The sequence below is a fragment of the Mycobacterium sp. 852014-52144_SCH5372336 genome (assembly GCF_001665615.1).
In the GTDB taxonomy this organism is placed as follows: Bacteria; Actinomycetota; Actinomycetes; order Mycobacteriales; family Mycobacteriaceae; genus Mycobacterium; species Mycobacterium neumannii_A.
This window is the reverse complement of sequence record NZ_LZSW01000049.1, coordinates 106,208-129,903: the sequence shown is the minus strand read 5'-3', so window position 1 is coordinate 129,903 and position 23,696 is coordinate 106,208. Positions and strand designations below refer to the sequence as shown.

Annotated in this window: 24 protein-coding genes; 11 read left to right on the top strand and 13 right to left on the bottom strand. The window is 66.3% G+C overall.

Annotation, left to right across the window (positions count from 1 at the left end):
• Positions 1-54: 54 nt before the first annotated feature.
• Together A5759_RS15325 and A5759_RS15320 are read left to right on the top strand one after the other, a co-directional pair.
• Complete coding sequence (locus tag A5759_RS15325) at positions 55-357, top strand: hypothetical protein (protein ID WP_064419303.1); 303 nt, start codon at positions 55-57, stop codon at positions 355-357.
• Entirely contained in the window at positions 354-719 is a 366-nt protein-coding gene (locus A5759_RS15320) for an STAS/SEC14 domain-containing protein (RefSeq protein ID WP_064419304.1), read from the top strand. Before A5759_RS15325 ends, A5759_RS15320 begins: the two co-directional genes overlap by 4 nt.
• 3 nt (positions 720-722) lie before the next feature.
• Here A5759_RS15320 and A5759_RS15315 read toward each other — a convergent pair whose 3' ends face one another.
• The 4 genes from A5759_RS15315 to fadD3 are packed head-to-tail and all read right to left on the bottom strand — an operon-like array spanning position 723 to position 5,302.
• Entirely contained in the window at positions 723-1,664 is a 942-nt protein-coding gene (locus A5759_RS15315) for an acyl-CoA dehydrogenase family protein (RefSeq protein WP_068199130.1), read from the bottom strand.
• A complete protein-coding gene (locus A5759_RS15310) occupies positions 1,664-2,617 on the bottom strand; it encodes an acyl-CoA dehydrogenase family protein (protein WP_064419306.1) in 954 nt (317 codons plus the stop codon). Before A5759_RS15310 ends, A5759_RS15315 begins: the two co-directional genes overlap by 1 nt.
• Positions 2,618-2,621: 4 nt before the next feature.
• Entirely contained in the window at positions 2,622-3,758 is a 1,137-nt protein-coding gene (locus tag A5759_RS15305) for an acyl-CoA dehydrogenase family protein (RefSeq protein ID WP_068199128.1), read from the bottom strand.
• Positions 3,758-5,302, bottom strand: a complete 1,545-nt coding sequence (gene fadD3, locus A5759_RS15300) for a 3-((3aS,4S,7aS)-7a-methyl-1,5-dioxo-octahydro-1H-inden-4-yl)propanoate--CoA ligase FadD3 (RefSeq protein WP_068199126.1) — start codon at positions 5,300-5,302, stop codon at positions 3,758-3,760. Before fadD3 ends, A5759_RS15305 begins: the two co-directional genes overlap by 1 nt.
• A 47-nt stretch (positions 5,303-5,349) precedes the next feature.
• Between fadD3 and ipdE1 the strand changes: the two genes are divergently transcribed.
• From ipdE1 to fadA6, 4 genes are all read left to right on the top strand, one after another.
• A complete protein-coding gene (gene ipdE1 / locus A5759_RS15295; protein WP_068199124.1) occupies positions 5,350-6,501 on the top strand; it encodes an acyl-CoA dehydrogenase IpdE1 in 1,152 nt (383 codons plus the stop codon).
• Entirely contained in the window at positions 6,498-7,286 is a 789-nt protein-coding gene (gene ipdF, locus A5759_RS15290; RefSeq protein ID WP_068199121.1) for a (5R,7aS)-5-hydroxy-7a-methyl-1-oxo-2,3,5,6,7,7a-hexahydro-1H-indene-carboxyl-CoA reductase, read from the top strand. The genes ipdE1 and ipdF overlap by 4 nt, the downstream gene beginning before the upstream one ends.
• A gap of 261 nt (positions 7,287-7,547) precedes the next feature.
• Positions 7,548-8,150: a TetR family transcriptional regulator KstR2 gene (kstR2, locus tag A5759_RS15280; RefSeq protein WP_082962147.1), complete on the top strand. Its 603-nt coding sequence runs from the start codon at positions 7,548-7,550 to the stop codon at positions 8,148-8,150.
• 7 nt (positions 8,151-8,157) lie between these two features.
• Positions 8,158-9,315, top strand: coding sequence for a steroid 3-ketoacyl-CoA thiolase FadA6 (fadA6, locus tag A5759_RS15275; protein WP_068199115.1), 1,158 nt, complete (start codon positions 8,158-8,160; stop codon positions 9,313-9,315).
• On the opposite strand, the gene A5759_RS15270 is transcribed toward fadA6, so the two are convergent.
• Genes A5759_RS15270 through echA20 form a run of 8 tightly spaced genes read right to left on the bottom strand, consistent with a single transcriptional unit; the run spans position 9,312 to position 16,283 of the window.
• Positions 9,312-10,199: a hypothetical protein gene (locus A5759_RS15270; RefSeq protein WP_066841138.1), complete on the bottom strand. Its 888-nt coding sequence runs from the start codon at positions 10,197-10,199 to the stop codon at positions 9,312-9,314. The two genes, fadA6 and A5759_RS15270, sit on opposite strands and share 4 nt — an antisense overlap.
• An 18-nt stretch (positions 10,200-10,217) precedes the next feature.
• Positions 10,218-11,333, bottom strand: a complete 1,116-nt coding sequence (locus A5759_RS15265; RefSeq protein WP_068199114.1) for an NDMA-dependent alcohol dehydrogenase — start codon at positions 11,331-11,333, stop codon at positions 10,218-10,220.
• A 57-nt stretch (positions 11,334-11,390) separates the two neighbouring features.
• Complete coding sequence (locus A5759_RS15260) at positions 11,391-12,116, bottom strand: hypothetical protein (protein ID WP_068199113.1); 726 nt, start codon at positions 12,114-12,116, stop codon at positions 11,391-11,393.
• Positions 12,113-12,766, bottom strand: coding sequence for a SatD family protein (locus A5759_RS15255; RefSeq protein ID WP_156616938.1), 654 nt, complete (start codon positions 12,764-12,766; stop codon positions 12,113-12,115). The genes A5759_RS15260 and A5759_RS15255 overlap by 4 nt, the downstream gene beginning before the upstream one ends.
• Positions 12,767-12,809: 43 nt before the next feature.
• On the bottom strand, positions 12,810-13,886 hold the full coding sequence (gene ipdC, locus A5759_RS15250) for a (3aS,4S,5R,7aS)-5-hydroxy-7a-methyl-1-oxo-octahydro-1H-indene-4-carboxyl-CoA dehydrogenase (protein WP_082962139.1): 1,077 nt from the start codon (positions 13,884-13,886) through the stop codon (positions 12,810-12,812).
• A complete protein-coding gene (gene ipdB / locus A5759_RS15245; RefSeq protein WP_068199112.1) occupies positions 13,883-14,629 on the bottom strand; it encodes a cholesterol ring-cleaving hydrolase subunit IpdB in 747 nt (248 codons plus the stop codon). The genes ipdC and ipdB overlap by 4 nt, the downstream gene beginning before the upstream one ends.
• Positions 14,626-15,528: a cholesterol ring-cleaving hydrolase subunit IpdA gene (ipdA, locus tag A5759_RS15240; RefSeq protein WP_068199111.1), complete on the bottom strand. Its 903-nt coding sequence runs from the start codon at positions 15,526-15,528 to the stop codon at positions 14,626-14,628. The genes ipdB and ipdA overlap by 4 nt, the downstream gene beginning before the upstream one ends.
• Positions 15,525-16,283: a (7aS)-7a-methyl-1,5-dioxo-2,3,5,6,7,7a-hexahydro-1H-indene-carboxyl-CoA hydrolase gene (gene echA20, locus A5759_RS15235; RefSeq protein ID WP_068199110.1), complete on the bottom strand. Its 759-nt coding sequence runs from the start codon at positions 16,281-16,283 to the stop codon at positions 15,525-15,527. The genes ipdA and echA20 overlap by 4 nt, the downstream gene beginning before the upstream one ends.
• An 82-nt stretch (positions 16,284-16,365) precedes the next feature.
• Here echA20 and A5759_RS15230 point away from each other — a divergent pair, with 82 nt between their 5' ends.
• The 5 genes from A5759_RS15230 to A5759_RS15210 all read left to right on the top strand — a co-directional run bounded on the left by A5759_RS15230 (position 16,366) and on the right by A5759_RS15210 (position 21,437).
• Positions 16,366-17,121 (top strand): SDR family oxidoreductase, encoded by a 756-nt coding sequence (locus tag A5759_RS15230; RefSeq protein ID WP_068199245.1) that lies wholly within the window; start codon positions 16,366-16,368, stop codon positions 17,119-17,121.
• A 27-nt stretch (positions 17,122-17,148) separates the two neighbouring features.
• Entirely contained in the window at positions 17,149-18,066 is a 918-nt protein-coding gene (locus A5759_RS15225) for an SDR family oxidoreductase (RefSeq protein ID WP_068199107.1), read from the top strand.
• 125 nt (positions 18,067-18,191) lie between these two features.
• On the top strand, positions 18,192-19,319 hold the full coding sequence (locus A5759_RS15220) for a glycosyltransferase family 4 protein (RefSeq protein ID WP_068199106.1): 1,128 nt from the start codon (positions 18,192-18,194) through the stop codon (positions 19,317-19,319).
• 29 nt (positions 19,320-19,348) lie between these two features.
• A complete protein-coding gene (locus tag A5759_RS15215) occupies positions 19,349-20,302 on the top strand; it encodes an NAD(P)-dependent oxidoreductase (protein ID WP_068199104.1) in 954 nt (317 codons plus the stop codon).
• A gap of 19 nt (positions 20,303-20,321) precedes the next feature.
• The gene (locus tag A5759_RS15210) at positions 20,322-21,437 is read left to right on the top strand and encodes a glycosyltransferase family 1 protein (RefSeq protein WP_231984648.1); all 1,116 of its coding nucleotides are present in this window, start codon (positions 20,322-20,324) and stop codon (positions 21,435-21,437) included.
• 11 nt (positions 21,438-21,448) lie between these two features.
• Here A5759_RS15210 and A5759_RS15205 read toward each other — a convergent pair whose 3' ends face one another.
• A complete protein-coding gene (locus A5759_RS15205; RefSeq protein WP_231984647.1) occupies positions 21,449-23,386 on the bottom strand; it encodes a hypothetical protein in 1,938 nt (645 codons plus the stop codon).
• Between the last annotated feature and the right edge of the window lie 310 nt (positions 23,387-23,696).

The following is a 23,696-nucleotide window of genomic DNA, read 5'->3' as shown; positions in this document are numbered from 1 at the left end:
GAAACATCCCGCTCTCTTGAACCTCAAGCTACGTGAAGGGTCATCCTCGAGGATATGGAACCACCCCCAGCATGTAACCTGCCTGCGGCCGACCATCGGAAGCGCCTCGCGTGGATCCATGAGCTGAACTCCACAGCCCTCCGTGACTTCCGCCGAGAACGCCGAGCGATCGAGCTCAGATATGACGCGAGCGCCGTTGACCTGGTGCGGGCATTCGTGCGCGGCGAGCGGAATTGCTGCCCATTTCTCGGCTTCACCGTGGAGAAGAACGGTGATGCGGTCGTGGTGCGGATCGAGCTCCCCGACGACTTGCGCCATACCGCTGACGAGCTGTTCGCGCCCTACACCGCGTCATGATCGAACTCGAGGCCGACCGCGCCGACAAGGTTCTCGTCATCCATGCGCGGGGAAAGTTGACGCGGGAGGATTACCGCGACATCCTCGCGCCGCAGGTTCGGTCGCTGCTCGATCGATCCGGCACGCTGAGGGTGATGTTCGTGATGGACGACAGCTTTGAGGGTTGGACTCTCGGCGCCGCGTGGGAGAACACGCTTTTCGATTTGAAGCACCGCCGAGACCTCGAGAAGGTGGCGATGGTGGGGGCACCGAGATGGGAGGAGTGGTGCGTCAACGTGGCGGCCGCACTGCTGATGAAGGGCCAGCTGGCGACGTTCTCGCTCGATCAACGCCCAGAGGCGTGGAAGTGGCTGTGCGCCTGAGCTTTAGAACACTTCGGATTCGAGGCGGCGCAAGTGATCGCGCGGAGGTCCGAGCAGCTGGGCACTGCCGTGCGCGCGCTTGAAGTAGAGCTGGATGTCGTGCTCCCAGGTGATCGCGATGCCGCCGTGCATCTGGACGGCTTCGGCGGCGACGTTGGTGAACGCCTCGCTCGCCGAGAACCGGGCCAGCGCAGCCGAGGTCGGTGACGGCGCGGCGATCGCCTCGTCGACGACCGCACGCGCGGCCTGAACCGCGACGTACATGTCGGCCATGCGGTGCTTGAGCGCCTGGAAACTGCCGATGGGCCTGCCGAACTGCACCCGGTCCTTCGTGTATTGCACCGTCAGGTCGAGGCACCGCGACGCCGCGCCGATCTGCTCGGCGGCCAGCAGCAACGCGGCGGTGTCGGCCAGTCCCGGATCCGAGCCGATGTCGGTGCTCTGTTGGACTTCGACGCGCGCAAGCCGGCGGGTCAGGTCCATCGCGTCCAGGCGGTTCGCGGTGAACTCGGTCCACCGGGCCATGCGGTCGCCGTCTGCCCCGATCACCACGTCGGCGATGTCGCCGTTGATCACATAGTCGGGGTCGAAGACCACCGTGCCGACGCTGGTGCCCTCGGCCATCGCCTCGAGCGCTTCGGTGTCCGGCTCGTCGCCGGCCAGTAGTGCCAGCTCGGCGAGAGTGGTTCCCAACAGGGGAGTCGGCACCAGTGCCTTGCCGAGTTCCTCGAGTACGACCGCCGCATCGGCGAGCTCACCTCCGGCGCCACCCAGCTCCTCGGGCACCACAAGCGCCGCCGCACCGACCTGCTCGCACAGCAGCGTCCACAGCGATTCGTCGTATCCGCGTTCGGATTCCATCGCCTCGCGCACCGCGGCGGGCGAGGCGTGCTTGTCCACCAGCGCGGCGACGGTCTCCCGCAGCAGTTGGCGTTCTTCACTCATCAGAGGGCCTCCAGTACGCGCCGACGGTGGACTGCGGGATCCCCCCACGCTGAGCGCAGCGCCTGCGCACGCAGCAGCCACAACGACAGGTCGTGCTCCTGGGTGAATCCGATCGCGCCGTGTGTCTGCAGCGCCGAGCGGGCCGCCAGCAGTGCGGCGTCGCTGGCCGCGGCCTTGGCGGCGCTGACATCGCGCGCCGTGTCGGCGGATCCGTCGGCAAGTGACAGGGCCGCGCCGTACACGAGCGGTCGGGCCAACTCGACGGCGATGTGCACGTCGGCGAGTTTGTGCTTGATCGCCTGGTAGGTGCCGATGACCTTGCCGAACTGGCTGCGCTGCTTGGCGTATTCGACCGACATGTCCAGCATCGCCTGGCTCGCACCCACCAGCTGGGCCGCGGTGGCGAGCACGCCGAACTCATAGGCGCGGGCCACGTCGGCTGGTCTGCCGTCGCCTGACGCGTTGACGTCGAACAGCTTTCGGCTCGGGTCGACCGATTCGTGCTCGGCTCCTGCGGCGCCGTCACGTACTTCACCGTCGACGGCCACGAGGATGATCCCCGCGGTGTCGGCGTTGACAGCCCTTGGCACCTGTGGCGGCAGGGCGACGGTCGCGATCAGCTCGCCGGAAGCCAAGCCGGCGCAACGCTCGTCATCGGCGAGCAGGATCGGCGCGACCGCGATGGATTCGACCACCGGGCCGGGAACGCACCACCGGCCGAGTCGCTCGGCGGCGACCACCAGGTCGACCGGATGGGCCTCGATGCCGTCGTACTTTTCCGGCACGAGGAGCGCCGTGACGCCGAGGTCGGTCAGCTGAGCCCACACCTTGCGCCCCGGTGACGTGTCCCCGGCGGCCCACGCGCGAACCGCGCCGGGCAGGTCGGCTGCGCCGAGTGCGGCGTCGATGCTGGCGGCGAAATCGCGCTGCTGTTCGTCCAATTCGAAGTTCATGTGGTTACTTTCGCGGCAGGCCCAGCAGGCGCTCGGCGATGATGTTGCGCTGAATCTCGTTGGTTCCCGCATAGATCGGTCCGCCGAGCGAGAACAGCAACCCTTCGGTCCAGTTGTCGGCGAGCTCGGCGTCGGGACCGCGCATGTCCAGGGCGGTCTGGTGGATGGCTACGTCGAGGTCGGACCAGAACACTTTGGTCACACTCGACTCGGCGCCCAATTCGCCGCCTGCGGTGACGCGCGTCACGGTGCCGAACGTGTGCAGGCGGTAGGCCTGGGCCTTGATCCAGGCGTCGGCCACGCGGTCGGCGTAAGCTTCCTTCAGTTCGATGTCGGGGTTCTCTTTCCATTGCGCGACAAGCCGTTCGGCGGGGGCAATGAAGCGCCCGGGGCTGCGCAGCGACATGCCGCGCTCATTGCTCGACGTGCTCATCGCTGCGCGCCAGCCCTGGTGGACATCGCCGATGACGTCGTTGTCGGGCACGAACACGTCGTCGAGGAAGATCTCGCCGAAACCGGTGTCACCGCCGAGTTGCGCGATGGGGCGGACCGTGACGCCGTCGGCCTTCAGGTCGAACATGAAGTACGTGAGGCCACGGTGACGTTCGGCTTCGGGGTCGGAGCGGAACAGCCCGAAGGCGCGTTCCCCGAACGGCGCGCGCGAACTCCAGATCTTCTGCCCGTTGAGCAGCCAGCCACCGTCGGTCCTGGTGGCCGTCGACCGCAGCGACGCCAGGTCGCTGCCCGACTCGGGTTCCGACCAGGCCTGCGCCCAGATCTCCTCGCCGCTAGCCATTTTCGGCAGGATACGGTCGAGCTGTTCGGTGGTGCCGTGGGCGAACAGAGTCGGCGCCAGCATCGACGTGCCGTTGGCGCTGGCGCGGCCGGGAGCCCCGGCGCGGAAGTACTCTTCTTCGTACACCACCCACTGCAGCAGGCTGGCGTCGCGGCCCCCGTATTTCTCCGGCCAGGTGATCACGGACAGCCCGGCGTCGTAGAGCACCTTGTCCCAGCGTCGGTGCTGTTCGAAACCTTCGGCGGTGTCGTACGACTTCGTCGGGAAGCGGTCCTTGTTCTCGGCCAGGAACTCGCGCACCTCGGCCTGGAACTCTCGCGTCGCGTCGTCGATATTCAGGTCCATCAGGAAGATCCAGCCCTCTCACGCAGCAGCGGTTTGACTACCTTGCCCCCGGGGTTTCGCGGCAGCGCATCGAGAAACTCGACCGAGCGGGGGGTCTTGAAGTTCGCCAGATGCTCCCGGGTGTAGGCGATTATGGTGTCCTCGTCGAGTTCGGCGCCGGGCTTGACCACGATGTAGGCCTTGCCCACCTCACCGAGCCGTTCGTCGGGCACGCCGATCACCGCGGATTCCGCGACGCCGTCCAGTCGCGCGAGCACCTGCTCGATCTCGGCGGGGTAGACGTTGAAACCGCCGCAGATGTACATGTCCTTGAGGCGGTCGGTGATGCGCAGGTTGCCGTTGTCGTCGACGGTGCCCACGTCGCCGGTGTGCAGCCAGCCGTCGGAATCGATGGCCGCCGCGGTGGCGTCGGGGTCGTCGAGGTAGCCCAGCATGACATTCGGTCCACGCAACAGCACCTCGCCCGCGCCGTGCTCGCCCGGGCTGTCGATGCGCAGTTCGAAATCCGCGATCGGGCGGCCCGATGTGGTGGCCACGGTGACGGCGTCGTCGTCGGGACGGCACATCGTTCCGAACCCGCTCGCCTCGGTGAGGCCGTAGGCGGTCAGCACGATGTCGATGTCCAGTTCGGTTTGCATCCGCTCGATCAACACCACCGGGATGGTCGCCGCGCCGGTGACGGCGAACCGCAGCGAGGTCAGGTCAAACTCGGCGCGCTTGGGATGGTCGAGCAGCGTCTGATAGATCGTCGGCGGCCCCGGCAACACGGTGATGCGGTGCTCCTGCACGGCGGACATCGTCTTCTCGGGATCGAACGTCAGCTGCGGGATCAGCGTGGCGCCGGTCTGCAGGCAGGCCAGGATGCCCGCTTTGTAGCCGAAGTTGTGGAAGAACGGGTTGATGCACAGGTAACGGTCGTCGCTCGTCAGTCGGCCGCACTCGGCCCACGCCGCCGGGGCGTCGAGCGACTGGCGGTGCGCGCACAGCACGCCCTTGCTGCGGCCGGTGGTGCCGGATGTGAAGAGGATGTCGGAGACGTCGTCGGGTTCCACCGCGTCGGCACGCGCATCCACCGCGCCGAGGTCGGTGCCGCGGGTGATGAACTCGTCCCAGGTGCCATCGTTCTTCTCGATCGGCACCCGGACCACGTGGTGTAGCTGCGGCAGGGCGTCGCGGTCGATGGAGGCGGCTTTGTCGGCGCCGAGGAACTCACCCGATGCGAACAGCAGCGGGGCGCCGGTGCGCGAGAGGATGTCGGTGGCCTCGCTGGCGGTGTAGCGGGTGTTTAGAGGTACGACGACGCCGCCTGCGTAGTGGGTGGCCAGGCAGGCGACCACCCAGTGCCAGGTGTTGGGGGACCAGATCGCGACGCGGTCACCGGCGTTGATGCCGAGGTCGATCATGGCTGCGGCCGCCCGGCGGACCTCGTCGCGCAGCTGGGCGAACGTGAACGTCCGGTCCTCGGTCAACAGGGCCGGGTGGTCGGCGAATCGGTCGGCAATGTGGTCCAAGACCTGGGGAATGGTCCTTGGATCCGAACTCATCGCTGCTCCTCTAACAAAGCAAGTGCTTGGTAGGTTAGCCTACAAGGGTGATTGAGGTCGAGGAGTTCCGGGCCGAGGTCCGCGACTGGCTCGCCGACAACCTCGTCGGGGAGTACGCCGCACTCAAGGGCCTCGGCGGGCCGGGCCGAGAACACGAAGCATTCGAGGAACGCCGAGCGTGGAACCAGCATCTGGCGGCAGCCGGACTGACGTGCCTGGGCTGGCCCGAAGAGCACGGCGGTCGCGGTCTGTCGGTGGCGCACCGGGTGGCGTTCTACGAGGAGTACGCGATTGCGAACGCTCCTGCGAAGGTCAACCACTTCGGTGAGGAGTTGCTGGGACCGACGTTGATCGCGTACGGCACCCGCGAGCAGCAGAAGCGCTTCCTGCCGAAGATCCTCGACGTGACCGAGTTGTGGTGCCAGGGCTACTCCGAACCGGGTGCCGGCAGCGACCTCGCCAACGTGTCCACGACCGCCGAACTCGACGGCGACCAGTGGGTGGTCAACGGGCAGAAGGTATGGACCTCGCTCGCGCACTGGGCGCAGTGGTGCTTCGTCGTCGCCCGCACAGAGAAGGGCTCCAAGCGGCACGCGGGGCTGTCGTATCTGCTGGTGCCGCTGGATCAGCCGGGCGTGGAGATCCGCCCCATCGTGCAGCTGACCGGCGACTCGGAGTTCAACGAGGTTTTCTTCGACGACGCCCGCACGGATGCGTCGCTGGTGGTCGGCGAACCGGGTGACGGCTGGCGGGTCGCGATGGGCACGCTGACGTTCGAGCGCGGGGTGTCGACGCTGGGCCAGCAGATCGAGTACGCCCGCGAGCTCTCGGGTGTGGCGGAGTTGGCGAAACACACTGGTGCGGCCGATGATCCGTTGGTCAGGGAGCGATTGGCGCGGTCGTGGGCCGGCCTGCGGACGATGCGGTCGTACGCACTGGCGACCATGGACGTCGAGCAGCCGGGTCAAGATAACGTTTCGAAGCTGTTGTGGGCCAACTGGCATCGCGAGCTCGGCGAGATCGCGATGGACGTGCTCGGCCGCGAGGGTCTGACGCTGACCGACGGTGACTTCAGTGAGTGGCAGCGGCTGTACCTGTTCTCGCGGGCGGACACGATCTACGGCGGGTCCAACGAGGTGCAGCGCAACATCATCGCCGAGCGGGTGCTCGGTCTACCCCGAGAGGTCAGGCCTTCGTGAACCTGTCAGAAGCCCCGAAAGAGATTGAGGGACACGGCCTGCTGACCGGCAAGGTGGTCGTCGTGACGGCGGCAGCGGGCACCGGTATCGGGTCCGCGGTGGCACGCCGGGCGCTGCTCGAGGGCGCCGACGTGGTTGTCTCCGACCATCACGAGCGGCGCCTCGGCGAGGCCCGCGATCAGTTGCTCGAACTCGGGTTGGGGCGGGTCGAAAGTGTCGTATGCGACGTGACCTCCACCGCACAGGTGGATGCGTTGATCGCATCTACGACGGCGCGGATGGGCCGACTGGACGTCATGGTCAACAATGCCGGCCTCGGCGGGCAGACCCCCGTCGTCGACATGACAGACGAAGAGTGGGACCGCGTCCTCAACGTCACGCTGACGTCGGTGATGCGTGCGACGCGGGCGGCGTTGCGGTACTTCCGCGACGCCGACCACGGCGGCGTGATCGTCAACAACGCCAGCGTGTTGGGTTGGCGCGCACAGCATTCACAGTCGCACTACGCCGCAGCCAAGGCCGGGGTGATGGCGCTGACTCGGTGCAGTGCGATCGAGGCCGTCGAGTACGGGGTGCGAATCAATGCGGTCTCACCGAGCATCGCGCGGCACAAGTTCCTCGAGAAGACCAGCAGCGCGGATCTGTTGGACCGGTTGTCGGAGGGCGAGGCGTTCGGCCGCGCGGCCGAGCCGTGGGAGGTCGCCGCGACGATCGCATTCTTGGCCAGTGACTACTCCAGTTATCTGACTGGAGAAGTGATTTCGGTGTCGAGTCAACGGGCCTAGGTGGTAGTCCGACCGTCGACAGCCCGACGCGCGCCAGCTTTGTAGGATCCCAGATACACCATCGCGAAGACGCCCGGGGTCAGCACGGTCACCAGGGCGAGCTGCACTTTCTGTCCGGCCGCGATGGGTCGGTGGGCCAACGCATCGCGATATCCGAGGGAGAAGGCGCTGAATAAGATGGCGCCCATACCGACCGGCTCGCCAACCGGGACGCAAGTAGCCAAGCAAGCGCTTGGTTGATATCATGTGTCGGTGGATCAGGTGCCACAGAAGCAGCCGGCGAGTCAGCCGCCGACGCGCCGCGCCGAGCTACTCCAGCTCGCCGCGACGATGTTCGCCGAGCGAGGCCTGCGCGCGACGACGGTGCGCGATATCGCCGACTCCGCGGGCATCCTCTCAGGCAGCCTGTATCACCACTTCTCATCGAAGGAAGAAATGGTCGACGAAGTCCTGCGGGGCTTCCTCGACTGGTTGTTCACGCGCTACCAGGAGATCGTCGACACCGAACCCAACCCGCTGGAGCGCCTCAAGGGTCTGTTCATGACCTCGTTCGAGGCGATCGAGCACCGGCACGCGCAGGTCGTCATCTATCAGGACGAGGCCAAGCGGTTGTCCGGGCAGGAGCGGTTCTCCTACGTGGAGCAGCGCAACAAAGAACAACGCAAGATGTGGCTGGACCTGCTCAACCAGGGCGTCGAAGAGGGCTACTTCCGGCCCGACATCGACGTTGATCTGGTGTACCGGTTCATCCGCGACACCACCTGGGTTTCAGTCCGCTGGTATCAGCCGGGCGGACCGCTCACAGCCGAAGAGGTCGGCCGTCAGTATCTCGCTATCGTTCTTGGTGGCATCACGAAAAAATGAGGAAACCATGACTCCAACATCGCAGGCTTACGTCATCGACGCGGTTCGCACCGCAGTCGGCAAGCGCAACGGATCGCTGGCCGGTGTGCATCCCGTGGATCTGGGCGCTGCCGCATGGCGGGGCCTGTTCGACCGCGTCGAAGTCGATCCCGGCGCGGTCGACGACGTCATCGCCGGTTGCGTCGATGCCATCGGTCCGCAGGCCGGCAACATCGCCCGGCTGTCGTGGCTGGCGGCCGGCTACCCGGAAGAGGTGCCGGGCGTCACCGTCGACCGACAGTGCGGGTCCAGCCAGCAGGCTGTTTCCTTTGGCGCACAAGCGATCATGTCTGGAACGGCCGACCTCATCGTCGCCGGCGGTATGCAGAACATGAGCCAGATCCCGATCTCGTCGGCGATGACCGTGGCCGAGCAGTTCGGCTTCACCTCGCCGACAAACGAATCCAAGAGCTGGCTGCACCGCTACGGCGATCAGGAGATCTCACAGTTCCGCGGCGCCGAGCTGATCGCGGAAAAGTGGGACATTTCGCGCGAGGAGATGGAGCAGTACTCGCTGACGAGCCACGAACGGGCACAAGAGGCGATCCGCTCCGGTTACTTCGAGAACGAGATCATTGCGGTCGACGGGTTCGCCACCGACGAGGGTCCTCGCGACACCTCGCTGGAGAAGATGGCCGGCCTCAAGACCCTGGTCGACGGCGGCCGGCTGACCGCCGCGATGGCCAGCCAGATCTCCGACGGCGCCAGTGCGGTGCTGCTCGCCTCCGAGCAGGCCGTCAAGGACCACGGACTCAAGCCCCGCGCCCGCATCCACCACATCAGCGCCCGCGGCGCCGACCCGGTGTTCATGTTGACCGGGCCGATTCCGGCAACGGAGTACGCGTTGAAGAAGACGGGCCTGTCGATCGAGGACATCGACACCGTCGAGATCAACGAAGCCTTCGCGCCGGTCGTGATGGCCTGGCTCAAGGAGACCGGCGCAAACCCCGCGAAGGTCAACCCCAGCGGCGGCGCGATCGCGCTCGGTCATCCGCTGGGTGCGACGGGTGCGAAGTTGTTCGCGACGATGCTGAACACGTTGGAGCGCACCGGCGGTCGCTACGGCCTGCAGACGATGTGCGAAGGCGGCGGCACCGCCAACGTCACGATCATCGAGCGCCTCTAGGCCTCCCGCGGCCTCGCACTGTCGCCCTCGACGAGCTCTCGCATCGCCGCAAACCCGTCATGGCGGTGCGCACCGAGCGCCCACACCACGGCGATCACGGGCAACAGTGCGAAGGCCGCCCACCAGTTCGCGCCGGCCGGCAGTAGATCGGCGATCACTTCCGCTCGTGGCGTTCCGTTCACGTCGGCCGGCAGCCACTCGTTGAGCAGGACCGCCAGCATGCGGGAGGTCTGGAACGGCCCGACGCTGGTCGCGATAATCCAGCTGGCACAGGAGATCCCAAGCGACCACGGCCATGCCAGCAGCAGTGATTGTCGGTCGACCAGTTCGGCGGCGCAGCGCACGGTCTCGGCAAGGTAGGCAACGCCGAGCGCAGCCAGGAGCACTCCGATCTGCGCGGTGAGCAGGTCGTTGACCACCGGATGCGCCAGCTCGTCGTCGGGCCGCGTCGGCAGCCCGATCGCCAGGGCGATGAGGCCGGCCACCAATGCGAGCGTCGCCAGGCGCGCGGCCGTATCACTGACGCGGTCGAACGAGTCGACGACGGTACGAATCACCAACCGTGACGCCGTAGCCGGCGCGGTTCGATACACGACCACCAGCACGAGACCGGACACCACGATGGCGATCAACCACGTCATCACAGCCGTGCCCACAGCCGTCAGGGCCAGCGATCCCAGAAGCGGGACCAGCACGTCGTCAGTGCTGACGCTGCTGCGAATGACGATCAGCGGCACGGCGCCGAACGCCACCGCACCCGCCAAACCCAGGACCAACGGGACCGTGAATCGCGTGAGATCGGCGGGATTGAGGTCCAGCTTGCGATTGCGGACGGCGTTAGTCTCGGTGCTCAGCACCGACCGCACATGCGACAGCCAGCGCACTATGCCTCCGGCATCACGTCAGTGGTCGTGGATGATCACGCCGCGGATGTTGCGCCCCGCGAGCATGTCGTCGTAACCCTCGTTGATGTCGTTGAGTTTGTATTCGGCAGTGACGGTTTCGTCGAGCAGAAGCTTGCCGTCACGGTAGAGGTTGAGGAGCCGCGGGATGTCGGCGCGCGGATTGGCCTCGCCGTAGAGGCTGCCCAGCAGGCGCTTCTGGAACAGCGTCATCATCGCCATCGACAGCGTCGGCGTGACGTCGGCCATCGACGCGATCGCCGTCATCACAACCGCACCGCCCTTGCGGATGATGTTGAGCGCTTCGTCGATCATCCGCCCTTCAAGCACGCCCATGGTCAGCAGCGCGGAGTCGGCCATCACGCCGCGGGTGAGCTCGGCGACCAGTTCCATCGCCTCCGGCATGGAGGTCACGAAGTGGGTGGCGCCGAACCCGAAAGCTTTCTCCCGCTTGCTCTCTACGAGGTCGACGACCACGATGTGTTCCGCTCCGGCCAGCCGCGCACCTTGAATTGCGCCGCTGCCGATCCCGCCGCACCCGATGATCACGACCGTGTCACCCGGGCTGACGTCTGCGGTGTTGACGGCCGAACCCCACCCCGTCATCACCCCGCAGCCCAACAGGCAGGCCCGGGCCAGTGGCAGATCGTCGTCGATCTTGACGACCGATGCCTCCGACAGCGTGCCGAACTGCGAGAAGCTGCCGATGCCCGACAAGACGCCGACGTCCTTGCCCTGAACCTTGCGGCGGTATGTGCCGTCGGCCTGCAGGCCGACGAGGATCAGCGCGCCGAGGTCGCACAGGTTCTGATGTCCGCTGGCGCACCAGCGACAGCGCCCGCACGCGGGCAGGAACGAGCTGACGACGTGGTCACCGACCTTGAGGTCACGCACGCCCGGTCCGAGTTCGACGACGACGCCCGCCCCTTCGTGGCCGCCGATGATCGGCAGCGGCACGCCGGCGAAGTCACCGGTGACGACATGATGGTCCGAGTGGCACAGCCCGGTCGCCTCGAAGGAGACAAGCACCTCGCCTTCCTTCGGACCATCGAGGTCGATCTCCTCGATGCTCCACGGCTCGTTGAGTCCCCACAGAACGGCGGCATTGGTTTTCATGGGCGCGAGTGTAGGAAACCCACGACCGGATTTCGGGCGAATCGAAGGGCTTACTGTTCAGTGTGCGAGAGCCAGTCCGCCGAGTGCGACGATCCAGCTGGCGAAGCTTCCGACGAGAAAGTACTCGGTCACTTCGTCGATTCCGATGCCCCCGTTCTCGCGTGCCTTCTGGGCGTTGATCTCCGGGAATCGGATGATGCTCTTGGCGGCGACGACGGCGGTGGCGGCGGTGAGCTGACCCGCCAGGCCCAGCCCGAGGATGAGCACCCGCTCCATCGGGCCGAGCAGCCTGCCGCCTTTCAACCGGTCCGACGCCTGAGGCTCACCCGCGGGTTTGACCGCGCCGACGGAGCCAAGCACCAAGCGCACCAAGGAATTTCCGGTCACCAGTTGCATGAGCAGCACGCCGACGATCATCAGGAGTCGGTCGGGGGACACCACGATGCCGACCCATGCCGGCCATCGCGCCGCCACACCGGCCACCTCCGAGCTGAGGCCGGAGAGCAGGATCAGCACCCCGAGCGCACCGCCGAACACGACCAGCGGCGCGATCTGCCGGCGTCCGGTGCGTTCGGCCCGTGCACTCAGCACCACCCAGCCGACGCCGGCCACTGCGGCCACGACCAGCAGCACGATGTCGCCCCACCGCCACAACCCGGCCGTCGCCGCGCATCCGATCACGACAAGGGGCGCCGCCGTGGCCGCCAACCAGACGCGATCGACGAGCCGTCGAAGGATATCGGCGACGCCGATCGCGATCAGCAGCACCGCGGCCGCGCTCACGGCACGCCCCGCAGATACTGCGCCGCGAGCAGGATCAGGTCCAACCCGTCGCGACCCGCGCGTTGAGACACCGCCGACGCGCTGATGCCCTCGTCCGCGGCGATGTCCTTCTTGGTCTTGCCGGTCAACAGTCCCTTCACAATCCTCAATGAGCGGTCATCGAGCGATCCAAGCAGATGGTCCCGACACAACAGCGCGGCGTTGATCGCGTCGAGGTCGCCGCGGACGTCAGCCTCGGCCCGAAACGACGTGCGCACCAAGGCCAGCCCCGGTTGCCGTTGGGCCGAGGCGGTCCACTCGATCGCTTCGCGGGCGGCCCACCAACCCGGCCCGTCCTGGATCCCGGAGTCCGAGTCCAACACGGTCACGGCGCCCCAACCGATGCCGAACCGGACCTCGATCCCGGGCGCGACGGCCAGACGAATGGCGAACGCCGCTTCGATCGCCGCGCCGGCCGTCCGATAGCTGCCCTGGAACTCATCACCGACCGTGAATGCGGGTGCGTCGATGGCATCGCCGGCCGCGCCGGCGAGTGCCTTGTCGAGTGCGCGGTGCGTGGCGGCGCGATCGGCCACTCGGCGTGAGCCGATGACGTCGCCGATCAATGTGGCGCGGGAGCGTGGTGAAGGCGACCGCTTCAGTTCTGACACATGAAGAGTATAGCTTCACTGCCACCCAATTAAGCAATATCCTTCACTCAAGGTATCCGCTGGCCTGTCGCAGGTGTTTGACCGCGTCGGCCACGATCGTCTCGACCAGTTCCGCGCACGACGGCAGATCGTCCAAAATGCCCGCGACCTGGCCGGATGCCAGTACCCCCGCGTCCGTATTGCCCTCGACCAAGCCGGCCTTCAGCAGCATCGGGGTGTTGGCGGCCATCACCACCTGCGACCACGTCAACTCCTTGCCGTGCCGCATTTCCAAGCCGTCGTGGATCATCGACCGCCACGTCATTCCCGACATCTTCTTGAACTTCTGCGCGTTGCGGACTGCCGCAGAGAATCCCCGCAGACGCGACCCGCTTTCGAGCTTCTCGACAAGGCCGGTGCGCAGCACCCGGTGCGGCATCCCGTCGACACGGGTGGACACAACGGTGCCGTCGAGCCCCGATTCGAGGTAGCGACGCTTGACGGCGTCGGGAACCGTGGAGTCCGACGTCAGCAGGAATCGGGTCCCCATGGCGACGCCCGCAGCACCGTAAGACAACGCCGCTGCAAGCCCGCGGCCGTCGAAGAAGCCACCCGCCGCCACGACCGGGATGTCGACGGCGTCGAGCACCGACGGCAGCAGCAACGTGGTCGCGATCGGCCCGGTGTGGCCGCCGCCTTCACCGCCTTGCACGATCACCGCGTCGGCACCCCAGCCCGCCACCTTCTTGGCGTGCTTGGCCAGACCGACCGACGGAATCACCACGATGCCGGCTTCTTTGAGCTTGGCGATGAGATCCGGTTTGGGCGCCAGTGCGAACGAGGCGACCTTGACACCCTCGCGGATCAACAGGTCGATGCGTTCTCCGGCGTCTCCCGCGTCGGCGCGGATGTTGATGCCGAAGGGCTTGTCCGTGGCGCTCTTGACCTTGGTGACCGCCGTCTGCAGTTCCTCGAGCGTCATGGTCGCCGACGCCAGGATCCCCAGTCCGCCGGCGTTCGACGTCGCCGAGACCAGCCGCGCACCAGCCACCCAGCCCATGCCGGTCTGGACCACCGGATGCTCGATACCGACGAGCTCGGTCAGCGGTGTGCGCAGAGTGGGTTTACCCGGTGTGCTCACCGTATTTCCTTGTCCCGCAGTCCCTTGGGATCGATCACCTCTCGGATCAGTTTCTGCTCCTCGTCGGTGGGCAGCCGGGTCTGCTCGGCGGAGTCCAGCCCGTGCACCTCGAACGAGGTGTTCTTTGCGACCTGGTCGGGCTCGATACCGGGATGCAGTGAAACCGCGCGCATCTGATGGTCGGGGCCGTTGAAGTCGAACACGCCGAGGTTTGTGATCGCCCGGTACACGTTGACGAACCGGTATGCGGGGTTGCCGGGATCGACCTTGTCCCAGCCGATACCGGAAACGATGTCGACGGACTCACCGAATACGCGCGTGGAGTGGTTGCCCACCCAGTAACTCGTCGCGTGGTTGATGGTGTTGCCCGGCGCCCCGCGGACACCGAACATCTGGCGGGTGGGATGCTGCAGCGGTCCGAACGCAGACAGGTTCTGGTTGCCGTAGCGGTCGATCTGGTTGGCGCCCATGACCACATGGCGCCGACCCCACGCCAGCGTCTCGAAGACCCGACCGAACGGCATCCAACCTTCGATCGCCCCTGCGGCGCCGAGCGCGGGCGTGTCGGCGAGCAGGCGCGCCTCACCGTCGGTCAGCAGGATGTCGGGAGAGAAGGTCAGGCGGGCCAGCCGAGCGCCGATCGAGACCATGGTCGTCATCGGGCTGACCATGATCTCACCGGCGTCGCGGAACAATTCGGCGCACGCGACGGCGCACACTTCGGCACGGGACACCGACATCATTGAGCTCCTGCCTTTCCGCCCGCCGCGTCCGCGGACTGGAACTTCCGCACCGCCGCCTGATAGTCGGCCTCGGTGGCGGACAGATACGTCTGCACGAAGTCCTGCCATGAGTCGTCGGACTTCGCCGCTTCGGCGTAGTGGCGCTGAAACTTCTCGTCGCGGCGGTAGTCGGGCTCGGCCGTGGTGAAGTGCGCACCGTTGGGCGCCTCGACGACGGTGTCGACCATCATTCGGTTGATCAGAAGCGCTTGGGGCGGAACCGCTTTGACCAGTTCGTCGGTCGGCACCACTCGCTCGACCGACAGTAGGCGGCGTTCGGCCGCCATCAGGTAGAGGTCGTCGAAGTAGGGGTCGATGCCGGTGTACGCCGCATTGCCCTGCGCGTCACCGAGATTCATGTGCACGAACGCGGCGTCCAAGGTCAGCGCGGGCATCGCGACGAGTTCTTCGTACGCCTCGCCGGTGGGGTAGGGCGACCGCACCGTCTTCAGCTCGTCGCCCCAGAACGCGCGGACGTCGCTGCCAAGGCCGGCCCGGATCGGGAGGAACGGCAGCCGCTGTGCCGCGGCCTGCAGTCCGCATCGAAGCATGCCCTCGTCCATCTCACGGGCCTCGATCGCCCCGGTGGTGCGCGCCTTGGCGAACCACGGGTCGTAGAACGGCGGCGAGTCGAGCGACACGAAGCCGTAGTAGACACGTTTCACCTTGCCCGCCGAACACAGCAGCCCGAGGTCGGGCCCGCCGTAGGTGACGACGGTGAGGTCGGTGACGTCGGTGCGCAGCAGCGCCCGCACGAACGCCATCGGCTTGCGACGCGAGCCCCACCCGCCGATGCCGATGGTCATACCGCTGCGGATCTGCGAGACCGCGTCGTCGAGCGTGGTTCGCTTGTCTGTCATGCCTTTTCCCCCTTCGACGTGCCCGCGAACGCGTCGCGGTGCTCGTCGGAGACGCCCGCGAGGTTCAGCTCGAAGGTGAAACCCTGTTCCATGCGGTAGCTGGAGTTCACCTTCTGCACGTCGATCAGGTTCAACGCCTCTTTGGCCGCACGGATGACCCGGGTGTCCTTGGCGGCGATGTCGCGCGCGACGCGAAGCGCGGCCTCGTCGAGTTGCTCGCGTGGCACCACCTCATGCACCGAGCCGAAGTGGTGCAGCGTCGCCGCATCGACGGTGGCGGCGGTGAAGAACAACCGGCGCATCATGTGCTGCGGCACCAATCGCGACAAGTGCGTCGCCGCACCGAGCGCGCCACGCTCGACCTCCGGCAGTCCGAACGTCGCGTCGTCCGAGGCGACGATGACGTCGGCGTTGCCGACCAGACCGATGCCGCCTCCGACGCAGAATCCGTTGACGGCGGCGACCACCGGGACCGCGCACTCGTAGACCGCCTTGAACGCCGCGTAGCACCCGCGGTTCGCGTCGATCAGCGCGGTGAAGCCTTCCGTGCGCTGCATCTCCTTGATGTCGACTCCGGCATTGAAGCCCCGGCCGGCCGCACGCAGGATCACGACATGCGTCTCCGGGTCCGCGCCGGCCTTGGTTATCTCGTCGGCGAGTTCGAACCAGCCGCGCGACGGAATCGCGTTGACCGGCGGGTAGTCGACGGTGACCGAGACGATTCCCGGTTCGATGGTGGTACGAGTGATGGTCATCTGAGCTCCCGAGCACTTCCTGGGTCCGGTAGGAAAGCAAGCACTTGCTTGGTACGCTAGCACAGTGACCGACCTGCGAGACATGAACCTCGGCCTCGAAGACAGGGTGGTGCTGGTTACCGGCGGTGTGCGCGGAGTCGGTGCCGGCATCAGCGCCGTGTTCGCCGAGCAGGGCGCCACGGTCGTCACCTGCGCCCGCCGGCCTGTCGACGGCCTGCCGTACGAGTTCCACGCATGCGACGTGCGCGACGACGACGCGGTCGCCTCTATGGTCGAGGCCATCGCCGAGCGTCACGGGCGTCTCGATGTAGTGGTCAACAATGCGGGCGGATCGCCCTATGTGCTCGCCGCCGAGTCGTCGGCCAAGTTCAGCCGCAAGATCGTCGAACTCAATCTCCTGGGGCCGCTTTCGGTGTCGACTCACGCGAATGCGCTGATGCAGAAGCAGGACCACGGCGGGTCGATCATCAACATCGCCAGCGTGAGCGGGCGCAGGCCCACGCCGGGCACCGCACCCTACGGGGCGGCCAAAGCCGGCATGGAAAGCCTCACCGCCACGTTGGCCGTCGAGTGGGCTCCGAAGGTTCGCGTCAACTCGGTGGTCGTCGGGATGGTCGAGACCGAACAGTCCGAACTCTTCTACGGCGATGCGGATTCCATCGCGGCGATCTCGCGCAACGTCCCGCTGGGCCGGCTCGCCAAACCGGCCGACGTGGGCTGGGCCGCGGCGTTCTTGGCCTCCCACGCGGCGTCCTACATCAGCGGCGCCTCGCTCGAAGTGCACGGTGGCGGTGAGCCGCCGCATTACCTTGCAACCACCACTGCTGACATCAAATAGCGCTAAACAGGCAAGGAGACAACAGATATGGGATTGCTCGACGGCCGAGTGGTCATCGTGACGGGGTCCGGCGGCGGCATCGGCCGCGCGCACGCTCTTGCGTTCGCCGCCGAGGGCGCCCGCGTCGTGGTCAACGACATCGGAGTCGGGCTCGACGGGTCGCCCGCGAGTGGCGGTAGCGCCGCCCAAAGCGTCGTCGACGAAATCACCTCCGCCGGTGGGGAAGCCGTCGCCAACGGCGCCAACGTCGCCGACTGGACCCAGGCCGAGGGCCTGATCCAGACCGCGGTCGACACTTTCGGCGGCCTCGATGTCCTGGTCAACAACGCCGGCATCGTCCGCGACCGGATGTTCGCCAACACCAGCGAAGAGGAGTTCGACGCCGTCATCGCCGTGCACCTCAAGGGGCACTTCGCCACCATGCGGCATGCCGCCGCGTACTGGCGCGCTCAAGTCAAGAGCGGAAACGCCGGCCCCGACACCCTCAATGCCCGGATCATCAACACGAGCTCGGGTGCCGGCCTGCAAGGCAGTGTGGGACAGGCGAATTACAGCGCCGCCAAGGCGGGAATCGCGGCGCTGACCCTGGTGGCCGCCGCCGAGATGGGGCGTTACGGCGTCACGGTCAACGCCATCGCGCCGTCGGCGCGCACCCGCATGACCGAGACCGTGTTCGCCGACATGATGGCCACCCAGGATCAGGACTTCGACGCCATGGCGCCGGAGAACATCTCCCCGTTGGTGGTCTGGCTGGGAAGCGTCGAATCCAGGGATGTCACCGGCCGCATGTTCGAGGTCGAGGGCGGCATCGTCCGGGTCGCCGAGGGCTGGGCGCACGGCCCTCAGGTCGACAAGGGCGCGCGGTGGGATCCCGCCGAACTCGGCCCAGTGGTCACCGATCTGCTCGCCAAGGCGCGTCCGCCGGTGCCGGTCTACGGCGCCTGAGCGGCCGGAATCACCGGCAAGCGCTCTGCCGGGTCACGGCCGACCGCTACCATCACACCTGACGCACACCGTTGACCGATTGGGGCACGGCCCGAGGCGTCGGGAGTTTCGGGGGGACTGGACGATTGCAATCGCCATTGGAGCGTGGGCCGGCGTTGCGCTTCGCCTTCCTGACCGAGCTTTACCATCCGAGCGTCGGTGGGCAGGAGGTCTTCTTCCAGGAACTGGCTGAGGCGATGGTCCGCCGTGGGCATCGGGTCGACGTCCACTGCATCGGCCACCAGGGGGAACTGGCTGATGCCGAGACGATGAACGGGGTCAATCTTTACAGGACTCCGAACGGCGGCCGCTATAAGACGCCCAGGCTGGCTGCAATGCGCCGCAACTGGTTCGACATCGTCAGATACAGCCTTGAGGTGCGCCGACTCGCCTTGAGAAACGGCTACGACTTCTACTTGCTGAACCAGTGGCCCCTCATGCATGTGGCCGGACTGCCCGCGCAGGTGAGGAGGCGCAGCGCCGTGCACTGGTGCGAGATCCGGGAAGACCCGCTGCTGCGTGTCCTGCAGGCCCAGTTACCGAAGCGGGTGGGCATGAACTTCGCCGTCAGCGAAGCGGTGGCGGCAACAATTCGCCAGCAGTCCGACCGAGAGTGTGGCGTCCTGCCCAGCGGTATCGAAGCAGCGCGGTATCGGTCGGTCGTCCGGGACGACCGCTCGGGCGTGCTCTACGTCGGGCGGTTGGCACCGCATAAGAACCTACCGTTGCTCATCGACGCCTTCGCGCTCGCGGCCGAGCGCGGTTTCGTGGGCGACCTCGTGATCGCAGGTGACGGCCCGTCACGCACGGACATCGAGAATCACGTCCGCCGGTCGCCCGTGGCGGCGCGCGTGCACGTGCTGGGCTCGGTCGATGAGGCGCGAAAGATCGAATTGTTGTCGCGTTCCGCCGTCCTCGGAATGCCGAGCCGCCGGGAGGGTTTTCCGCGGGTGATCGCGGAGGCGATGGCCAGCGGACTGCCGGTCGTGACGGCCGAGTTCGCCGAGAACGGGGCGCGCGACGTCCTCCGGCAGTACGGCGCCGGTGTGGTCTGCGGAACCGATCCGGAGGACTTCGCCGGTGGGTTGCGCGACGCAGAGGCGCAGTGGGATCGGTTCTCCAAGGCGGGGCTAGCCGGAGCCGAGATGTTGGACTGGTCCCATATTGCCGAGAAACTCGAAGCACACGCCCGTACGGTCGTCGGGCGCGGCTGAGCATCCGTCGAACACACGAGGGGCAGCAGATGCGGATCATGGTCACGGGCGGAGCGGGCTTCGTCGGCAAGCAGTTGGTGCAGATCCTTAAGGAACGTTCCGAGCTGCTGGTCGCCGACCTGCTTCGATATGGCACCCCCGACTGGCTGGGGGGTGAGCCGGACGGTTTCGCTTTTCGCCGTATCGATATCCGGGATGCCGCGGAGACACGCAACCTGGTGAAGGATTTCGCTCCGGATGTGATCGTGCACCTGGCCGCGATCCACTACATCCCGGAATGTGACGACGATCCAGCGAACGCTGTTGCGACGAATGTCGCGGGTACGGTCAACCTGTTGTCGGCGTGCCCCGAGGGCACCCGTTTCGTATTGGCCAGCAGCGGCGCGGTCTACCAGCCGGACGAGGCGGCACATCGTGAACTCGAATCCGTTGTCGCTCCTGCCGACATATACGGCTTCACCAAACAGCATGGCGAGGACTACCTTCGCAAGCTGACGGCAAGTCGCGGTTTGGCGGGTGTGATCGTACGGCTTTTCAACGTCATCGGGCCCGGGGAAACGAACCCCCATCTGTTGCCCGCGATCGTCGCCCAGCTGCGGGAGGACCCGAACGTCGTTTACCTCGGTAACACCTGGCCCAAACGCGACTACATTGACGTCCTGGACGCCGCTGAGGGATTCGCTGCCGCCGCGCTCGGTACTTCTCCGGAAGCGGGCAGTTGCGACGTGGTGAACTTGGGCAGCGGGCAACAGTATTCGGTCGACGAGATCGTCAAGCGGTTGAAAGCGATCACCGGACTGAGCTTCGAGGTGCATCGAGATGAACGCCGGGTACGTGCTGTGGACCGGCCGTTTCTAGGCGCCGACATCTCACGAATTCGTGAGCGATTCGGCTGGATGCCGAAGCGCGGACTCGATGAAACCCTGAAACGCATGTGGGACAACCCCGATTTCTTGCCGGCGCTGGAAGGCCGTTTGACCTAATATGGTCGCTTCCGAACGCGTGGACCTGCTTTTCGATGCCCGACATATCAGGCAGAGCGGTATCGGCACCTACATCGCAACCCTGCTACCGCACCTGGAACGGACGTTCGCGGACAACGGAATGTCCCTGGCGGTTCTGGTCGCCGAGCATGCCGCGCCGGTTCTGGCCCATTCCACGAAGACTTATGTCGAGCGTGAGATCGCGCCGATGTATTCGATGAAGGAGCAACGACTGTGGCGTCGAGTGTTGAAAGGCGTACGCCCGCGGGGCTTCTGGGTTCCCCATTACCCGTTCCCATTGGCAGTGCTCGCGATGGGCACGAGGAGACCGTTGCTGTTCTCGACCGTGCACGACACACTGCACGTGATGAGCCGCGCCGCGGGCGGCCACAACATCGACTTGCCGCGCCGAATCTATGCGCGCATCATGCTGAACCTCGATGTACGGATGTGCCGAAAGATCTTCGCGCCGTCGGAGGCGACTGCATCGTCGTTGGCGAGTATGGCGCCGGATGCGCCCGTGATGGTCACCCCGATACCAGTCGACGAGGAATGGTTCAAGCCGGTTGATCCGGGACTGTCGCCGGTGTCCGGCCGGTACATCCTCTACGTCGGAAACGCGAAGCATCACAAGAACCTGCCGTTGCTACTGGAGGCGTATGCCGATGTCGCGCAGCATATTCCACAGAAATTGGTGATAGCCGGTAGCGGTGAGAAACTGCGGGACAGCGACGAAAGGGTCGCTGAAATGGCTGCTCGGCACGGCGACCGCGTTGAAGTCATGGGCCGACTGGACTTCCACGCATTGCGCGCACTCGTGGCGGCTGCCGACCTACTGGTGATGCCGTCGCACTACGAGGGGACGGGCCTTCCGCCGATCGAGGCGATGGCTTCGCACACAGCCGTCCTGGTGTCCGACATCCCCGCCTTACGTGAAACATGCGGAGACGGCGCACAATACTTCGATGCTCACGACCCCCATGCGTTGGCCGCTCTGCTCACCGAATTCTGCCTCGATGACGCATCCAGAGCCCATCTGGCGAACCGCGGGTGGGCACACGTCAACGCTCGCCAGTCGGGCATATCCTTCGGTGCGGCGCCGGAAGCGGTGGCAGCCGAACTGGCCCGCGACTGACACGTGGCGTCTTAACCCCTGGTTCTCGCCCGAGTGGTGCGGCGCATGCGAGACAGCAAGACTATCGCCACTGCGGCAACGGCGACGGCAGCGGCCACGCCTGCCCCGATGACGACCCAACGATCGACAGCATGCGAGGTCGGCGCCTCGAAGATATCGGCCTGCGCGCGGATCGCGACATTCGTCGGAACGCCGGCCGCACCGGCGGCCAGCACATCGCCGGTGAGAGCGGACCAGCCGCCGTCCTGCCCTTCGATGTAAGCGAACAGCGTGTCCACCAGTGACCAAGCGCCAGTCGTTGTAACGAGGATGACGGAACGGTTGCGTGGCCGGTCGGCGAACGCCTGGATCGATCCAAGGCCACCGTCGACGTCGGCGCGGAGTTCGGTGTTGAGACTCACGTCCACGGCGTTTCCGTCGCCACCGATCGGCGGGTTCAGGGAGGTCTCTTCTATCGCCGCAGACTTGGCGACGATCAGGGCGCCCGTGTCGGAATCGGCGGCGGCCCGCAGGTCCACCACCTGGGGCGTCAGCGGCTCTCCGGTGAGACGCGCAATAGCGGTGACCACTCGAGCGGCGTAGGACAGCTGATTCGGGCTGCTACCGTCCAGCGCAACCATGAAGCCGGGGCTGAACTCGGACGGCACGGCGCCGAAGCCCTCGAGCGGGGGGCCGCCGCGGCGCATCGACAGCGTCGACCGTGGGTCCACCTGGAACGTGATCGGCACGATCAAAGGCCCACACATCTCATGGGGCGTATAGGTGAACGCGAAATCGAGATTGATCCACTGGCCGAAGGTCTGGCTCGGCAGGTCGAACGTCGCATCCAGCACCCCGCTGTTGTCCAGCGCGGTTCGGTAGACCACCGCCCCGTCGGAACGAATCACGACACTTGCGGCGTCATCCCGGGGCACCGGCGTGTAGTCGGCGAGCAGGTGCACCTGCACACTTTCGACGCGGCCCGCCCCGAGTGCGGCGCGGTCGACACCGACCGTCAAGCTGCCGGTCCGAAGCACGTCCGTTTTGCCGCTCATACCCAACTGGCTGAACGTCAGCACATCGCCGTCGGGGGCGGTGTTCGATCCTGCTTGATCGACCCGGGCGGTGGCCGTCTGCACCAACTTCTGCAGCTGGTCGACGAGCAGCGAAACCTGAGTCGACAGCGCATCACCGTCGCCCGAGAACCGCAAGTACGCGCCCGGGGTTGCGGCGTTCTCGATGCGGAGCCCGGCCGGACCACCCCGCTCCACGACGACCGCCCGCGTCAACTGACCAGCCGCCGGTGGCGCAGCGCCACGGCTGGCGGTGACGACCGATATCGCCAGCGGCTGAGGGTGATAGAGCCGTGTCAGGGCGGACGCCAGGGTCAGCACCGATTGCTGTTCGGCCCTGTCGGCATCGCTCGGCGCATAGATCACGACCTTCTCGAGCACCGGCGGGAAGAAGTTCGCGATGGTCGTCGCCGACGACTCCGCCCCGGTGAAATCCGTGGCCAGATCACTGATGAACAACTGCTGAAGCGGGCCACAGAAGCGGTCGGCGGTTTCCCGGGTTCGGAGAGTGAGCGACAGCTCGACCGTCGAAGCGCCCGCCCGTGCCGCCGAGATGTCGACATCGAGCGGCGTGACAGCCCGGCCGGATTCCGCGGGAGGAAGGTCGATGGCCGCAAGCAGCTGCCCCGCGCCATCGTTGATCTCGAGATAGCCGGCGTCGATGTTCACCGGTGCATGCACCACACCGCGCATCCGCGTGGCCTTCAATCCAGCAGGCACCGGCACGGTGAAGCTCGTGCTGCTGTTAGGGCTCAGATACGTCTGTGGTTCGAGCCCGAGCGTGGGCCAGGCCAATGTCACTCCCGCCGCGTCGGGCGGGGCGGTGTCGCCGGGTTGTGCGAAGGCCGGGCCGACGGCCGATCCCGCCAGCAGGGGGGACAGGAAGACAACGATCACCGATATGGCCGATATGGATGCACGCACTACGGTGCGTCGTTTCATAACGGAGCCTCGGCACTGGCGGCCACCGCGTGCCGCGCCCGAAGAGTTTGCTGCGAACTCGCTGACAAGAAGGAGCTGACCGAGTGCACGCGTTCTACTTTCGAGTGTGTCCAAATAGGGCTAGGACTATACCGGCGGATACACGGGCGGAAGCGTAGTTTGCGCCGACGGGACGTCATCGGTGCCGAGTTAGCGGGGGGCCGTTTCCGGACGCCACAGATTGGTCGTGGCGTTGTCGAATGCTCTGATGAGAGTTGCCGCCGAA

Bases quoted from the DNA above. Each gene is read 5' to 3' on its own strand.
- A5759_RS15325 (WP_064419303.1), top strand. From the start codon at position 55: ATGGAACCACCCCCAGCATGTAACCTGCCTGCGGCCGACCATCGGAAG.
- A5759_RS15320 (WP_064419304.1), top strand. From the start codon at position 354: ATGATCGAACTCGAGGCCGACCGCGCCGACAAGGTTCTCGTCATCCAT.
- A5759_RS15315 (WP_068199130.1), bottom strand. From the start codon at position 1,664: ATGAGTGAAGAACGCCAACTGCTGCGGGAGACCGTCGCCGCGCTGGTG.
- A5759_RS15310 (WP_064419306.1), bottom strand. From the start codon at position 2,617: ATGAACTTCGAATTGGACGAACAGCAGCGCGATTTCGCCGCCAGCATC.
- A5759_RS15305 (WP_068199128.1), bottom strand. From the start codon at position 3,758: ATGGACCTGAATATCGACGACGCGACGCGAGAGTTCCAGGCCGAGGTG.
- fadD3 (WP_068199126.1), bottom strand. From the start codon at position 5,302: ATGAGTTCGGATCCAAGGACCATTCCCCAGGTCTTGGACCACATTGCC.
- fadA6 (WP_068199115.1), top strand. From the start codon at position 8,158: ATGACTCCAACATCGCAGGCTTACGTCATCGACGCGGTTCGCACCGCA.
- A5759_RS15265 (WP_068199114.1), bottom strand. From the start codon at position 11,333: ATGAAAACCAATGCCGCCGTTCTGTGGGGACTCAACGAGCCGTGGAGC.
- ipdB (WP_068199112.1), bottom strand. From the start codon at position 14,629: ATGATGTCGGTGTCCCGTGCCGAAGTGTGCGCCGTCGCGTGCGCCGAA.
- ipdA (WP_068199111.1), bottom strand. From the start codon at position 15,528: ATGACAGACAAGCGAACCACGCTCGACGACGCGGTCTCGCAGATCCGC.
- echA20 (WP_068199110.1), bottom strand. From the start codon at position 16,283: ATGACCATCACTCGTACCACCATCGAACCGGGAATCGTCTCGGTCACC.
- A5759_RS15230 (WP_068199245.1), top strand. From the start codon at position 16,366: ATGAACCTCGGCCTCGAAGACAGGGTGGTGCTGGTTACCGGCGGTGTG.
- A5759_RS15225 (WP_068199107.1), top strand. From the start codon at position 17,149: ATGGGATTGCTCGACGGCCGAGTGGTCATCGTGACGGGGTCCGGCGGC.
- A5759_RS15215 (WP_068199104.1), top strand. From the start codon at position 19,349: ATGCGGATCATGGTCACGGGCGGAGCGGGCTTCGTCGGCAAGCAGTTG.